The organism is Tardiphaga sp. OK245 (assembly GCF_900108575.1).
Classification (GTDB): domain Bacteria; phylum Pseudomonadota; class Alphaproteobacteria; order Rhizobiales; family Xanthobacteraceae; genus Tardiphaga; species Tardiphaga robiniae.
Genome location: NZ_FNWZ01000001.1, coordinates 1,263,521 through 1,277,045 on the forward strand (window position 1 = coordinate 1,263,521; position 13,525 = coordinate 1,277,045).

At 61.7% G+C, this 13,525-nt stretch carries 14 protein-coding genes; 8 read left to right on the plus strand and 6 right to left on the minus strand.

Features of this window, described 5'->3' with window-relative positions:
- The first annotated feature begins 1 nt into the window (after position 1).
- The 3 genes from BLW80_RS05820 to BLW80_RS05830 all read left to right on the plus strand — a co-directional run bounded on the left by BLW80_RS05820 (position 2) and on the right by BLW80_RS05830 (position 3,011).
- On the plus strand, positions 2-772 hold the full coding sequence (locus tag BLW80_RS05820; protein ID WP_093757154.1) for an IclR family transcriptional regulator domain-containing protein: 771 nt from the start codon (positions 2-4) through the stop codon (positions 770-772).
- A gap of 89 nt (positions 773-861) precedes the next feature.
- The gene (locus BLW80_RS05825) at positions 862-1,737 is read left to right on the plus strand and encodes an amidohydrolase family protein (protein WP_093757365.1); all 876 of its coding nucleotides are present in this window, start codon (positions 862-864) and stop codon (positions 1,735-1,737) included.
- Positions 1,734-3,011, plus strand: a complete 1,278-nt coding sequence (locus BLW80_RS05830) for an O-antigen ligase family protein (RefSeq protein ID WP_093757155.1) — start codon at positions 1,734-1,736, stop codon at positions 3,009-3,011. Before BLW80_RS05825 ends, BLW80_RS05830 begins: the two co-directional genes overlap by 4 nt.
- Here BLW80_RS05830 and BLW80_RS05835 read toward each other — a convergent pair.
- A complete protein-coding gene (locus BLW80_RS05835; protein WP_093757156.1) occupies positions 2,971-3,687 on the minus strand; it encodes a glycosyltransferase family 25 protein in 717 nt (238 codons plus the stop codon). The genes BLW80_RS05830 and BLW80_RS05835 overlap by 41 nt on opposite strands.
- 180 nt (positions 3,688-3,867) lie before the next feature.
- Here BLW80_RS05835 and BLW80_RS05840 point away from each other — a divergent pair, with 180 nt between their 5' ends.
- From BLW80_RS05840 to BLW80_RS05850, 3 genes are all read left to right on the plus strand, one after another.
- A complete protein-coding gene (locus tag BLW80_RS05840) occupies positions 3,868-4,365 on the plus strand; it encodes a YbaK/EbsC family protein (protein WP_093757157.1) in 498 nt (165 codons plus the stop codon).
- Positions 4,366-4,793: 428 nt separating this feature from the next.
- Positions 4,794-5,315: a hypothetical protein gene (locus BLW80_RS05845; RefSeq protein WP_093757158.1), complete on the plus strand. Its 522-nt coding sequence runs from the start codon at positions 4,794-4,796 to the stop codon at positions 5,313-5,315.
- A gap of 70 nt (positions 5,316-5,385) precedes the next feature.
- Positions 5,386-6,171 (plus strand): FadR/GntR family transcriptional regulator, encoded by a 786-nt coding sequence (locus BLW80_RS05850; RefSeq protein WP_089265861.1) that lies wholly within the window; start codon positions 5,386-5,388, stop codon positions 6,169-6,171.
- Between the two features lies 1 nt (position 6,172).
- On the opposite strand, the gene BLW80_RS05855 is transcribed toward BLW80_RS05850, so the two are convergent.
- The 3 genes from BLW80_RS05855 to BLW80_RS05865 form a co-directional block, all read right to left on the minus strand.
- Positions 6,173-7,465, minus strand: a complete 1,293-nt coding sequence (locus BLW80_RS05855; protein ID WP_089265860.1) for a TRAP transporter large permease — start codon at positions 7,463-7,465, stop codon at positions 6,173-6,175.
- Between the two features lie 40 nt (positions 7,466-7,505).
- Entirely contained in the window at positions 7,506-8,081 is a 576-nt protein-coding gene (locus tag BLW80_RS05860) for a TRAP transporter small permease (RefSeq protein WP_093757159.1), read from the minus strand.
- A gap of 83 nt (positions 8,082-8,164) precedes the next feature.
- A complete protein-coding gene (locus BLW80_RS05865) occupies positions 8,165-9,169 on the minus strand; it encodes a TRAP transporter substrate-binding protein (protein ID WP_093757160.1) in 1,005 nt (334 codons plus the stop codon).
- 345 nt (positions 9,170-9,514) lie between these two features.
- On the opposite strand from BLW80_RS05865, the gene BLW80_RS05870 reads away from it, so the two are divergent.
- Positions 9,515-10,738, plus strand: coding sequence for a bifunctional alpha/beta hydrolase/OsmC family protein (locus BLW80_RS05870; protein ID WP_093757161.1), 1,224 nt, complete (start codon positions 9,515-9,517; stop codon positions 10,736-10,738).
- 19 nt (positions 10,739-10,757) lie between these two features.
- On the opposite strand, the gene BLW80_RS05875 is transcribed toward BLW80_RS05870, so the two are convergent.
- Both BLW80_RS05875 and BLW80_RS05880 read right to left on the minus strand, forming a co-directional pair.
- Positions 10,758-11,528: an esterase/lipase family protein gene (locus tag BLW80_RS05875; RefSeq protein ID WP_089265856.1), complete on the minus strand. Its 771-nt coding sequence runs from the start codon at positions 11,526-11,528 to the stop codon at positions 10,758-10,760.
- A gap of 186 nt (positions 11,529-11,714) precedes the next feature.
- A complete protein-coding gene (locus BLW80_RS05880; protein WP_093757162.1) occupies positions 11,715-13,001 on the minus strand; it encodes a DUF445 domain-containing protein in 1,287 nt (428 codons plus the stop codon).
- Between the two features lie 186 nt (positions 13,002-13,187).
- Between BLW80_RS05880 and BLW80_RS05885 the strand changes: the two genes are divergently transcribed.
- Positions 13,188-13,454, plus strand: a complete 267-nt coding sequence (locus tag BLW80_RS05885; protein WP_093757366.1) for a hypothetical protein — start codon at positions 13,188-13,190, stop codon at positions 13,452-13,454.
- Positions 13,455-13,525 lie beyond the last annotated feature (71 nt).

A 13,525-nucleotide genomic window follows, 5' to 3' on the forward strand; every position in this document is an offset into this window, starting at 1 on the left:
CATGGCCAAAGACAGTGACGGTTTCGTTCGGGCGATCGCCCGTGGTTTTGCGGCCGTCGAAGCGCTGGGTCGCCCGCCGGGCCGGCACACGCTTTCGGAAGTCGCCGCGATCGCGGGCCTCAGCCGCGCGACGGCGCGCCGGATGCTGGCGACGCTGATCGTGATGAAATATTGCGAAGCCGATGGCCGTTATTTCAGCCTACGCCCGCGGGCGCTGGGGCTTGGCCTGTCCTACCTTAATGCACTGCCTTACTGGGGCTATGCGCAACGCGCTTTGGAAGACCTGCGCAATGAAATCGGCGAATCCTGCTCGCTGGCTGTGCTGGACGAGACCGAGATCGTCTATGCGCTGCGATTGCCGGCGCAGCGCATTCTCTCGGCCAATCTCGCCGTCGGCAGCCGCTTGCCCGCCCACGTGGTGTCGCTCGGCCGCGTCCTGCTGGCGGCCCTGCCGCCGGACCAGCGCGCGCACTATCTCGCCACCACCGAATTCAAACATATCACCCCACGCACCATCACCGATCCCGTGCTGCTGGAACGCGAGCTCGAACGCGTCGAGGCCAAAGGCTATGGCTGGGTCGATGGCGAACTCGATCCAGCCATCTGCGGCATCGCCGTCCCCGTCCGCGACCACGGCGGCCGGGTCGTCGCGGCGATCAGCGTGAATGCGATCTCGGGCACAATGGACGAGGCGATGGCAAAGGAGAAATACCTGATCCCGCTCCGCCGCACCGCGCAGGATATCCGGACACAGTCCTTCTCCACCGGCTAGGTCGGCAGCGTTCCGCGCCTTTCATTCAGCAGGCCGGTTTGCTAGAGCAACCGCCAACGATAATGATGAAAGTGCGGGAGACGCGGGACATGAAATTGCTCAATCCGGACGACCTTGTCGCCATCGACATCCACACCCATGCGGAAGAGCCATGCGGCTGCCACGCCGACGACGGCTATGATGATTTCCAGGCCCGCATGGCCGAGTATTTCAAGTCGCCGCACAAGCATCCGCCGACAGTGGAGGAAACAGCCGCCTATTACCGCGACAAGAAGATTGCCGCGGTGATCTTCCCGGTCGACGCCGAGCGCGAGACCGGCTTCCGCCGCTACAACAACTACGAGATGCTGGAGATCGCCAAAGAGAACGCCGACGTGCTGATCCCGTTCGCGTCGATCGATCCGCACAAGGGCAAGCTTGGCGTGCGCGAGGCACGCAAGCTGATCTCCGAATACGGTGTAAAGGGTTTCAAGTTCCACCCGACCATGCAGGGCTTTTACGCCAACGACCGCATGGCCTATCCGCTCTATGAGGCGATCCAGGAAGGCGGCGCTATCGCGCTGTTCCACACCGGCCAGACAGGCGTCGGCTCCGGCATGCCCGGCGGCATGGGAATGCGGCTGAAATATTCCAACCCGATGTATATGGACGACGTTGCGGTCGACTTTCCCGACATGAAGATCATTCTGGCGCATCCCTCCTTCCCCTGGCAGGAAGAGGCGCTATCGGTCGCGACCCACAAGCCCAACGTGTATATCGACCTGTCCGGCTGGTCGCCGAAATACTTCCCGCCGATCCTGGTGCGCTACATCAATTCGATCCTGCAGGATAAGATGCTATTCGGCTCCGACTGGCCGGTGATCATGCCGGATCGCTGGATGGCCGACTTCGCCAAGCTCGACATTCGCGACGAGGTGCGTCCGAAGGTCCTGAAGAACAACGCACGGAAACTCCTGGGCATATGACGAACAACGATCTGCCGCGCAAACTTGCGGATGCCCGGCAGATCGCTGCCATTGCCACCGGCTTCTCGCTGCCGTTCTCAACCAGCGGCCAAGCTATCGCGGTGTCGATCTTTGCAGTGCTCGCGCTGCTGACACTCGACCGCGATCGTTTCATCGCCACGTTGCGGAGGCCGGCGGCCTATCTGCCGGTCGCGCTGTTCGCACTGATCCTGGTCGGCGTGCTCTGGTCGATGCAGCCGCTCAGCGGCGCGATCAGATGGGTTGGTCCCTACGCCAAGCTGCTGTTGATTCCATTGGTGATGGCAACGGCATTTACGCCGAAACAAGCGTTACAAATCGCTTATGGCTTTCTTGCCGCCTGTATTTGTCTTCTAGCCCTGTCATGGGCTGCGTTCCTGTGGCCCACGGGACCGTGGGGCTGGTTCAAGGCGCCCGGCGTGCCCTTCAAGGACAACGCGGTTCAATCCGGCTGCTTCGCACTTTGTGCCTTCGCTCTGGCGATCGGCGCGACGCGTATCTGGATGCAGGACACCCACCGCGCCATTGCGATGATCGTGCTCGCGCTTCTGTTCTTTGCCGACATTTTCCTGATCTATGTGTCGAAGACCGGCGCAATCATGGCCGCCGCATTGCTCGGTCTATTCGTCATACACGCCGGCGGCTGGCGGCGCTCGGCCGTGGTCGCGGTCGCAGCCATGATCGTGATCGGCATCGCACTGCTGACCTCGCCACAAGCCCAGCGCCGGATCGCAGAGATCAACTCGGACATCAACGCCAATAGCGGCCAGACCGCAGGCGGCGAAACAATCTCGACCGCATCGCGACTGGATTTCTGGAGCAAGGCAGTCGGCTTCGTGAAGGCCTCGCCCATCGTCGGTCACGGCACCGGGAGCATCAAGCCGCTGTATCAGAACATGGAGGCGACGAAGCCGTCGCCCTATGGCCAGGCCACGCCCGATCCGCACAATCAAACGCTTCATACGGTGCTGCAGGTCGGCGTGATCGGCGGGCTGCTGCTGTGGGCCATGTGGATCGCGCATGCGCGGCTTTTTCTCGCGCGCGATTATGCAAGCATCCTCGGCCAGGCGGTCGTGTTGCAGAACGTGATTGGCTCTTTATTCAACAGCCACATCTCGGCGGTGACGCAGGGGATGCTGTACTGTCTGGCAGTGGGATTGCTCGGCGCGTTGGTACGCAATACTCTATCCGGAATGACCGGCCGGAAGCCGCCAACTACTTCAGCTTCAGCCACCGCTTCAAATAACGCCGCCTGAACTTCTGCACGGCAAACTGTATGCGCAGCTGCAATTGCGCATGCCCCTTGCGATCAAGCGAGCTCTTGAACACGCCGTTGAGCGAGCCTTGCTCGGCCAGCGGCGGTTCCGGCCACAGGAACGGGATGCCCATGGCAGGATCGCCGGTGTTGAAGGCGATGTCGATAGGCTCGTGCATCGGATGCCGCGCGATCCAGTCAAGTCGTGCCGAAGCCTCGGGCGCGCCCAGCACATAGGCTTCCATATTGCGCACGCGATTGCCGGCATAGACGATCTGGCCCGGGCGCAACTCCGACGCCGGGGTGTAAAAATTGGTCGCGGCGCCAAGATGCAGAATGCGCGGCCGCGGCCACTTTTCGGCTTCATCAAGCACGCGCTTCAACTGGTCGCAGAAATCCGGCACCAGCAATGCGTCATCCTCGAAGATCAGCGCCAGATCCTGGCCGCGCTCGCGAATGCGCTGCATGGCGACCACATGTTTCAGCGCGCAGGATTTCTGCCGCAGCGTCAGGTCGGCACCTTCCGCGAAGTAGGCGCGATCGACATCGGAGGTGATCTCGTCGGCATCGAAATCCAGCACCCACTCGAACTTGATGCCCGCACGGTCGAGCTCGCGCTGGATATGCTCCGTGCGCTCGGGCAACGACTTGGCATGGATCACATAGGCCGGCAGCATCGAGAGGTAGGCTCCAGAACATCGCCCGGCACGGTCAGCCAGACAAGAGCCCGTATAAGGTCAAAACCGGCGTGAGGGAATGGCGCGGCAGCGCCGTCCCAGTTCCCCAATGCACGGATCTGACTTCACTTTGTCGGCGACATGTGAGAGGGCGTGGCGGTATGTCACCGAGACCGCATCATGAGCCTTGAGTCCGTCCGCGCCTTTCTCACCGCCAACGCCCCCGAATTATCCGTCACCGTCACCGACAAAAGCTCGGCCACGGTCCTTCTCGCCGCCGAGGCATTGGGCGTCGAACCCGGCCAAATCGCCAAGACGCTGTCGGTGCGGGTCGGCGACCGGGTGGTGCTGGTGGTGACCAAGGGTACAGCGCGGCTCGACAACAAGAAGGCACGCGATGCACTTGGCGGCAAGCCCCGCATGCTGGGGGCCGACGAGGTCGTTGCCCTCACCGGCCATCCGGTCGGCGGCGTCTGCCCGTTCGGCCTGGCAACGCCATTACAAGTCTACTGCGACGTGTCGCTGAGGGAATTCGCCGAGGTGTGGCCGGCGGCGGGCTCGGTCAACAGTTCGGTGCGGATGTCCCCGGCACGGATGGCCGAACTGACCGGGGCCAGCTGGGTCGATGTTTGCCAGGAACCGGCGGCAGTGCAGGAGCAAGCTCCCGCGATGGGTTGAGGCAGCGAGAATAATTCACTGCCGTTCATTGCCAGCAGAGAACAAGCCAACCGCCGTCCGGCACGAGAGCAGCGCGGGTATTGCTATTTTTGCCGGGGGATCGACTTCCCCCGCGCAAGGCACGATTTTCCGGGTGTCGTCCCTGAGGACGCTCGGCTGCGCAGCAATATGTGCGGCCAAACCGGACAAGACCATGCGCTTCAAAGCCTCGTCTCATCGCCAGTCGTCGAAGACCTGGAAGCAGGTGGTGGCGTCGATCGTGGCCGCAGCTGCAGCCGGACTACAGTCCGCTGGCGCCTGAATGCGCTCTGTAGACGTCCGCGGGAGCGCAAACGCCGCTGGCGCCAAGTTCCCGCGTTATCAAAATCTTGAGGGTATATAGCTAGGGTTGCATCCGGCCGTGTGTAAATCGGCGGGGGGACCTCGAGATGCGGCTCGTGCCGATCACCGACGCCGACAGAAGCTGGGCTTCACTGAAGTCGCAGTGGCGGAAGGCTGCCGAGGCAGCCGAGGAAGACTTCTCCACTTACACCCAAGGTATTTTCGCGGCGTTGGACCCTGTCATGCAGGGCGGCAAGGGCGGGTTGTACGGTCTCTACGACGGCATCGTTCCGCAGGCTTTTTGTCAGGTCAGCAAACTTCTGATGCCCAAATTCGAGGGTCCCGTGCTGCGTTGCCGTTTCATGACCGTGTCGCCGACCTACGACTTCGGGAGTGCCGGTCTCGATAAATACGGACAACTGCTGATCGAGCTGTTTTCCGGCATGATCTGGCTGTCGCGCAACGCCCTTTCCGCCAGCCATATCCAGTTTCACCTCCGCAGCCCCGCCGACGCGCAGTTCCTCGCCCCATTGCAGGCTCCGGTGCCCAACTCGCCGTTCCAGCGCTTCACCATCAACGGCGCCTGGGTCGAATGCGATCTCAAGCTCCCCGAACTCGAAACAATGTAAGAGCGTGCAGCGCAATGACGCGTGCCGCAAGCTTGCGCAGCGACATCGGCGATGATAGCCCGGTTGTACGATGACCGGACAAGCTAAGCCACGCACCAAGCGCAAGACAACCAATGGGGCCGCAGGCACGCCTTTGCTGCGACCGCTCAATCCCGTGCGCCGCCGCACTGAGGAAGTCGTCGAGCGCATCGCTGCCCAGATCATCGAAGGCCGCTTGCCCGCAGGCGCGCGCCTGCCGACCGAGCAGGCCATGATGGCGGCCATGGGCGTCAGCCGCACGGTCGTTCGCGAGGCGATTGCCGCACTCCGCGCCCGGGGCCTTGTAACCACAAGGCAAGGCGCCGGTGCCTTCGTCAACAGCGAGCCCGATCAGCAGCCTTATGCCATCGACCCCGACGGCCTGGGCTCGCTTGGCAGCGTGATCGAAATTCTTGAACTGCGCACGGCCGTCGAGATGGAGGCCGCGGCCATAGCCAGCGAGCGCGCCACCGCTGCCCAGATCCGAGCCATTGCCAAGGCCGCGGCTACCTTCAGCCGCGCCATCGCCAATGGCGACCGTGCGGTGAAGGAGGACTTTGACTTCCACTTCGCCATTGCTGTCGCCACGCAGAATGCGCGCTTTGTCGGTTTTCTGGAATTCCTTGGCGGTCTTATCATCCCGCGCCAGAGCATCCGCACCTTCGATGGCAAAGTCGAATTGCAGAAGCGCTATCTCGAGAGCATCGAGAAAGAGCATCAAGTCATCGTCAATGCGATCAGCGCCCGTTCGCCGCGCAAGGCTCGCGATGCGATGCGCCGGCATTTGCTGAACGGCAAGGAACGCTACAAGCAGTTGTCAGTCGATCCGGTCCAGTAGCTCACCTGAAGCCGAACGCGTGCGGCAGCGCCATCGAGAACCACGGCACGTAAGTCACCAGCATCAAGACCGCGAACATCACCCAGTAAAACGGCCAGATTCCGCGCATCACTTCGTCCACCGAGACCTTGCCGATGGCGCAGCCCACGAACAGCGTGGTACCGACCGGCGGCGTCAGCAGACCGATGCCGAGATTGAGCAGCATCACGATGCCAAAATGCACGGGGTCGATCCCGAAACTCTTCACCACCGGCAGCAGGATCGGCGTGCAGATCAGCAGCAGTGGCGCGAGATCGAGCGCCGTGCCGAGGATCAGCAGCATGATATTGAGCCACATCAATAGCACATATTTGTTCGACGAGATGGCGACGAAGAACTCGGTCATATGCGCCGGCATCCGCATCATCGCCGCGACATAGCCGAAGCATGACGCGGTCGCGACCAACGTCAGCACCATCGCTACAGTCTGGAGCGTCCGGTAGGTCAGCATCGGCAGCTCGGACCATTTGTAGTCGCGATAGATGAACATCGTGACGAAGAAGGCCCAGACGCACGCCACAGCGCCAGCCTCGATCGGCGTGAACACGCCGGTGAGAATGCCGCCGAGCACGATCACCAGCGTGACGATGCCCCAGGTGGCATCCCCCAGCATCTTCAGCGCCTGTTTCACTGGCACCGGCTCGCCCTTCGGATGACCATCGCGATAGGCAAAGTAGAGACACAACAGCATGATTGCGAAGCCAAGCAGTAGCCCGGGCACGATGCCTGCCAGGAACAGGCTGGTGATCGAGACCACGCCGCCGGTCGCCAGCGAATAGATCACCGCATTGTGGCTCGGCGGCACCAGGATCGCCTGGACCGAGGCGGAGATGGTCACATTGGTGGCGAATACCCGTGGATACCCCTTCGCCGCCATCTGCGGGATCATCACCGAGCCAATCGCCGACGTATCCGCGACCGACGAGCCGGAGATCCCGGACATGATGGTCGTAGCCAGAATATTGACCTGGGAGAGGCCGCCGCGGATGCGCGTGAAGCCGACCACGACGGCTGCAAAATCAACCAGCCTTCGGGCCATGCCGCCTTCTGCCATGATGGCGCCGGCCAGCACGAAGAACGGCACGGTCAGCATCGACACCTTGCCGACGCCGCTAGAGAGCTGCTGCATCACGGCTGCAACAGGCAGATCGATCCACAGTGCACCGACCAGCGCCGAGAGCGCTAGCGCAAAGGCGATCGGCATACCGACGGCGAAGAACAAACACATGCTGAGCAGAAGAACGGCGATGTCCATGTCGGATTTTCTTTGTTCTGGCTGGAGCTGATCGGCGAAGCTAGTCGAGAGGTATATGTGCGTCGCTGCCATCCTGCGGCGGCGGACCGATGGTCAGTCGTTCGACGACAAAGAGAAACATCATCGCGCCGGAAACGGGGATCGGCATGTAGGTGATCCCGACAGACAACCAGGGAAATTCATCCACCGAATTGCCCCAGGTGGTCATCACCAGCTTCATGCCCCAGATCACCATGAACAGTGCCACCGCAGCCATCAGCAACTCGCTGATGAAAGCAGCTACGACACGCGCGTGAGGCGGCAGCAGGTTGGTACCTACCGTCATGTTCATATGGATGCGCTGGCGATAGCAGTTGGCGGCGCCGATGAAAGTCACCGCTATCGTCAGCAACACCGCCAGGGGCTCCGGCCACGACGCCGCGCTGTTCAAAATGTAGCGGGTGTAAACAGCCCAAGGGATAATCGCGGAGATCAGCACAAGCGCTAGGCAAGAAAACACGGCACCGGTCCAGTACAGTGCGTTCATGGCGCGGCGGAATGCGTAAGCCGCACCATGGCTGGCCGTATCGGCGTGATGATTGGATGCAGCCGGCAGTTTGGAAATAACGTCAGACATGAAGACCTCAGGTAACGCGACGGAAGCGCTGGCCTATCCTGCCGTCCCCGCGAAGGCGGGGACGACACATTGAGAACATGCCACTAGCTCACCGCAGCAATGCGCTTGGTCATCTCGGCGTATTTCGCGCCGTATTTGTCCCACACCGGCTTCACGGCATCGCGGAATGGCTGCTTGTCGATGGACGTGACAATGTCGGTACCGACTTCCTTCATCTTGTCCAGCGCGGTCTTCTCCGCCTCGTACCAGAGCACGCGCTGTTCGAGCTGCGCTTCGCGGCCGAATTTCTTCAGCAGCGCCTGATCGTCCGGCGTGAGCTTCGCCCATGACGCCTTCGAGAACACCAGCAATTCCGGAATGATCAGATGCTCTGTCATCGAGAAATACTTGGCGACCTGGAAGTGGTTCTGCGCCACGAAGGATGGCAGGTTGTTCTCGGCCCCATCGACGACGCCGGTCTGCATGGCGCTAAACACCTGATCGAAGCCCATGGCGACGCCATTGCCGCCGAGCGCATTCATCGTGTCGATGAACAAGGGATTACCGATCATCCGGATCTTGAGACCCTTGAGATCGGCGAGCGTCTTGATCGGGCGTTTGCTGTTATAGATGTTGCGCGAGCCGGCATTCATCCAGCCAAGCGCGACCAGACCGGTTTTTTCATTGGCCGTGATCTTGTTCAGCAGCTCGGTGCCGATCTCGCCATCGAGGACCGCTTCCATGTGCTTGGAATCGCGAAACACGAACGGCATGTTGAAGACGTTGACGTCATCGACCACGGGGCCGACGGCGCCGACGGAAATGCGCGCGATCTGCAGAGCGCCGACCTGGGCCTGCTCGATGGCTTCCTTCTCGCCGCCGAGCTGCATGGACGGAAACATCTGGATGGTGAGCCGGCCGCTTGTGGCGGCATCCAGCTTCTTGCCCATGCGCACCACGGATTCGACCGTGGGGTAGCCGAGCGGGTGGACGTCAGAGGCCTTGAGGACCATCTTGGTCTGCGCCTGCGCAGGCGTGAACCGCCCGAGACCGGTAGCGCCAACCGCGAGCGCGGCCAGTCCGCCTTTGACGACATCTCTTCTCTTCATGGACGAAATCCTCCCTGTGAATTTCCCGATGCGGCGCGTTGGCCATTATTCTGGTTCGCCCCTTTGCGGGGTCGATCTTGTCACAATTCTAGGAGCGTGCCGGCCCGCCGTCCATCAGCTTGTGTCGGCTGCGCACCCCAAAAGTTGTACGATGACCCGACATCTAGCACCGACATCGGAGGCCGGCAAGCGCGTGCTCGAGCGGCCGCGCAGAACTAAAGTTCAACCCGAGGTGCGGCGCGAAGAGAGCAGCTCGGCCTCATTCTCGCACGGGTGTTGGGTGCCCACTGATTGATTGGGTGGAATCGGTGTAGAAAGAGACATCTGTCACGATAGGAGCCCACCGTGCCAACTGAACGCTTTCAATTCCCCGGCGCGGCCGGCCATATGCTGGCGGCGGCGCTGGACCTGCCCGATGGCGATGTCCATGCATATGCGCTGTTCGCGCATTGCTTCACTTGCGGCAAGGATGTGCTGGCAGCGCGACGTATTTCTGCGGCGCTGACGCTCAAGGGCATCGCCGTGCTGCGCTTCGACTTCACTGGCCTCGGCTCCAGCGAGGGCGATTTCGCCAATAGCACGTTCTCGTCGAACGTAGCCGATCTCGTAAAGGCCGCCGACCATTTGCGGGAAATACGCCAGGCGCCGGCAATCCTGATCGGCCACAGCCTCGGCGGCGCCGCAATCCTCGCCGCCGCTGAACAGATGCCGGAAGCCAAGGCCGTTGTCACCATCGCGGCGCCATCCGATCCCGCCCACGTCACTGACATGTTCGCCGAACATGTCGACGCGATCCGCGAAAAAGGCGAGGTCGAGGTCAAGCTCGCCGGCCGGCCATTCAGCATCAAGCGTGAATTCCTCGATGATATCGCCGAGCACAATCTGATCACAAAGGTGACCAGGCTGCACAAGGCGCTGCTGATCATGCATGCGCCCACCGACGACACAGTGGGCATCGACAACGCCACGAAGATTTTCGTCGCTGCCAAACATCCCAAGAGCTTCGTCTCGCTGGCCGGCGCCGATCATCTGCTCACGCAAAAGCATGACGCGATCTATGTCGCCGATGTCATCGCCGCCTGGGCCGGACGCTATCTCAATGCGGTCGCCGTCACGCCCGTAGCGAGCCTGCCTGAAGAGCCGCGCAAGGTGGTGGTGAGCGAGACGCGCGCCAGCAAATTCCAGCAGGTCATCACTGTCGGCCCGCATCAGATACTCGCCGACGAGCCGATCGCCGCCGGCGGCGAGGACACCGGACCCGGTCCGTATGATCTGCTGCTCAGCGCGCTCGGCGCCTGCACCGCGATGACCATGCGGCTCTATGCCGAACGCAAGGCATTGCCGATGGACCACGTCACGGTGACGCTGAACCACAAGAAGATCTACGCCAGGGATTGCGAGGAATGCGAGACCAAGGACGGCATGCTGGACCAGATTGAGCGCGTCATCACGATCGACGGCAAGCTCGATGCGGAGCAGCGCGCAAAGCTCATGGAGATCGCTGACAAGTGCCCGGTACACCGGACACTGACATCTGAGATCAGGATCGTGACGACAGCAGCAGAGTAAGCGCGTCGCTGACGCGCCTTTACCTGTTAGGGTCCGGATAGACCAGGCTGCGCCAGCCAGAGCGATCGAACGGTGCCCACGCGCCTTCCTTTTGCGCGAGACGCTCCGCCACTGCATAGACGACGGCGGGGTGATGCCCCATCCCGCAATGGCTGCTCTCGACCTCGATGCTCTCGGACATCGCCGACGGCTTCTCCATGCAGCCCTGCCAGGCACAGACGCCGTCGGTGCGGCTGTAGATCGCGGTGGTCGGGACCGGCGGCGTATCGGCAAGCGAACCACCGAAATCGTCGTCGGTGTCATCGGCGCGTTTGCCGCTGGCGAATTCATAGACGCGCCAGGCATTGGTGGATTTCGGATGGCCGGCAAACGGGCTACCCAGCGTGATCACCGAGCGGACGCGGTCCGGCATCATCTTGGCAAGCTGGCGCGCGTAAAGGCCGCCGAGGCTCCAGCCGACCAGACTTACCTTGCGGCCGTGGGTCTCGTTCATCTCTTTCAGCAATTCGACCATGCTGCCCTGCACACCGTCGCGCAGACCGAGATTGCGGCCCTGCTTCCAGCCGCTGACGGCATAGCCGCGGCCCTTGAGAAACGTGCGGAGCGGGCCTGTCGAAACATCCGAGGCCACAAGGCCCGGCAGTACCAGTACCGGATGACCATCGCCTCGCGGCGCGAGATTCAGCAGCGGCAGCGCGCCGAGAAAGGCGCCGAATTCGTGAACCGCACGGCCTTCAAGAAACATCAGGGTTTTCGATGGGGGACGCTGCGCCTGGGCCGTAGCCGACATCTGATTTCCTCTCGCCGGCGCGTTGGCCGGTCATATCGATTGATTTGAAAGCAGCCTCACAGGGAGGGAATCACACAACGCACCGAAGCAACTATCAGTTCACTCAAGTTAAGGTCGGGTTTGTGGCAGTTCAAGCGCATCCCGATACCCCCTCCGGCGCCTCACTTCCGCAATGCGGAACTGCTCTCACAGCAGTCGCAACAGATATTCGATCGTGTAGAGCGCCAGCCCGGCGAGCCCGCCGATCAGCGAACCGTTGAAGCGGATATATTGCAGATCGCGGCCTATATTGACTTCGATGACACCGATCAGCTGCTGCATGTCCCAGCCCTTCACCTGGTCGGCGATAAAACCCGACACGCCGCTTTTCTGATCGGCGATGAACGTGCGCAGCACCACGACGATGCCCTGGTTGATCTCGCCGCGCATCTCGGCATCGGCGCGCAGCGCTGCGCCGGCCTCGACGAACACATTGGCGAGATGATGTGCCAGTACATTGCTTTCACCCGATGCACTGCGCTCGATGAAGCTGCGCGCATTGTTCCAGAGATTACGCCCAAGTTCGGCAAGCTCGGGGCGCGCCAGCAGATCGCGCTTCAACCCATCGATGCGGCCGGTGAAGCCGGGCTCGGTCTCCAGCCGATCGACGAAGGAGAGCAGCATGCGGTCGAACTCACCACGGAACGGATGCGCTGGATCCTTGCGTACATCGTCAAAGAAGGTCGTGGCCGACGCGACGATGCGCTTCAGCAGGAACGCATCGGCGCGATAGAGTTTGAGCAACGTCGGCAGCTCGTCGCGAATCTTGTTCTTGATGACAGCCAGCGTGTCCGGCTCGGTCAGCGCGCCATGCATGGCGCCGAGCAGGTTATCGAGCAGGCCCTGATGGCGACCATCCCTGATGAAGCCGCGCATGGTGCCGGCAGCGATGGGCGCGAGATCAACCGACTGCAGCTGGGTCATCACGCGGCGCGTGATGAAGGTTTTGAGACCAGACGTTTCCGTCGCCGACATCGCCTCCGGCAACAGCCGCAGCAAGAAACGCGCGAGATCCGCGCTACGCTTTTTGTCGCTCAGCCAGTCTGCAACGAAACTCGCAAAATCCACCTCACGTAATTTGGCCTCGACCGGCCCGGCTTCGAGGAAATGCACCTCGATGAATTCACCCAGCTTGTCGGCGATGCGATTTTGATTCGCCTGGATGATCGCGGTGTGCGGAATCGGCAGACCCAGCGGCCGACGGAACAGCGCGACAACGGCGTACCAGTCCGCCAATCCGCCAATGGTCGCCGCTTCCGCGAAGGCCGCAACGAATCCGAACGCGGGATGAATCGGCAGCAGGATTTTTGCCGTTATGAACACCACCAGACAGCTCGCCAGCACCAGCGCCGCGATCGCCTTGACGCGGCGCAACTCTGCTGCGCGCGCAGCGTCGACGGGACTCGCGAAAGACGAAAAACTGTTTGCGTCCATAGGCTTCCTCAACCGGTCAAGATGGCCGGTTCCCGCTGTTAACATAATGTCGGACAATGTGAGTCACTGTCGTTAACCTTTCTTAAAGATGTCGCTCGCGGAACCTGCTCCGCGTGGTAAATCTCGATTCGAACTTGCGAGGCGCGCTTCGCTTTGATGAGCGCCGAAGACCGTTTTGGGAATTTCATGAGCGAATCATTGTCGTACCGCCCCGCCCGCGATCCGCTACCGGATCAGGAACAGAAGCAGGCCGCGCTGAGCTATCTCAACGAAGCCTGGGCGGAAGCACGGCATGACGGCGTCGATGGCGATTGCCTCGCGCAGGCCAGCCTGTTCGCGGCCTTTGCCGAGCTCGTCGGCACCTATGGCGAAGACGCCGTAGCGAAGTTTGTCGAGAGTCTTCCGGGCCGCGTGCGCAATGGCGAGTTCTCGCTGACACTGGCACGGCAGTAAGATTTCTTACCCTCCCCTGAAGGGAGGGTCGGTGAGCAATCCGCGAAGCGGATGCGAGACGGGGTGGGGTG

Excerpts from the sequence above, each read along its gene's own strand:
- BLW80_RS05885 (WP_093757366.1), top strand. The coding sequence starts at position 13,188 with ATGAGCGAATCATTGTCGTACCGCCCCGCCCGCGATCCGCTACCGGAT.
- BLW80_RS05845 (WP_093757158.1), top strand. The coding sequence starts at position 4,794 with ATGCGGCTCGTGCCGATCACCGACGCCGACAGAAGCTGGGCTTCACTG.
- BLW80_RS05825 (WP_093757365.1), top strand. The coding sequence starts at position 862 with ATGAAATTGCTCAATCCGGACGACCTTGTCGCCATCGACATCCACACC.
- BLW80_RS05850 (WP_089265861.1), top strand. The coding sequence starts at position 5,386 with ATGACCGGACAAGCTAAGCCACGCACCAAGCGCAAGACAACCAATGGG.
- BLW80_RS05830 (WP_093757155.1), top strand. The coding sequence starts at position 1,734 with ATGACGAACAACGATCTGCCGCGCAAACTTGCGGATGCCCGGCAGATC.
- BLW80_RS05860 (WP_093757159.1), bottom strand. The coding sequence starts at position 8,081 with ATGTCTGACGTTATTTCCAAACTGCCGGCTGCATCCAATCATCACGCC.
- BLW80_RS05820 (WP_093757154.1), top strand. The coding sequence starts at position 2 with ATGGCCAAAGACAGTGACGGTTTCGTTCGGGCGATCGCCCGTGGTTTT.
- BLW80_RS05875 (WP_089265856.1), bottom strand. The coding sequence starts at position 11,528 with ATGTCGGCTACGGCCCAGGCGCAGCGTCCCCCATCGAAAACCCTGATG.
- BLW80_RS05835 (WP_093757156.1), bottom strand. The coding sequence starts at position 3,687 with ATGCTGCCGGCCTATGTGATCCATGCCAAGTCGTTGCCCGAGCGCACG.
- BLW80_RS05855 (WP_089265860.1), bottom strand. The coding sequence starts at position 7,465 with ATGGACATCGCCGTTCTTCTGCTCAGCATGTGTTTGTTCTTCGCCGTC.
- BLW80_RS05865 (WP_093757160.1), bottom strand. The coding sequence starts at position 9,169 with ATGAAGAGAAGAGATGTCGTCAAAGGCGGACTGGCCGCGCTCGCGGTT.
- BLW80_RS05880 (WP_093757162.1), bottom strand. The coding sequence starts at position 13,001 with ATGGACGCAAACAGTTTTTCGTCTTTCGCGAGTCCCGTCGACGCTGCG.
- BLW80_RS05840 (WP_093757157.1), top strand. The coding sequence starts at position 3,868 with ATGAGCCTTGAGTCCGTCCGCGCCTTTCTCACCGCCAACGCCCCCGAA.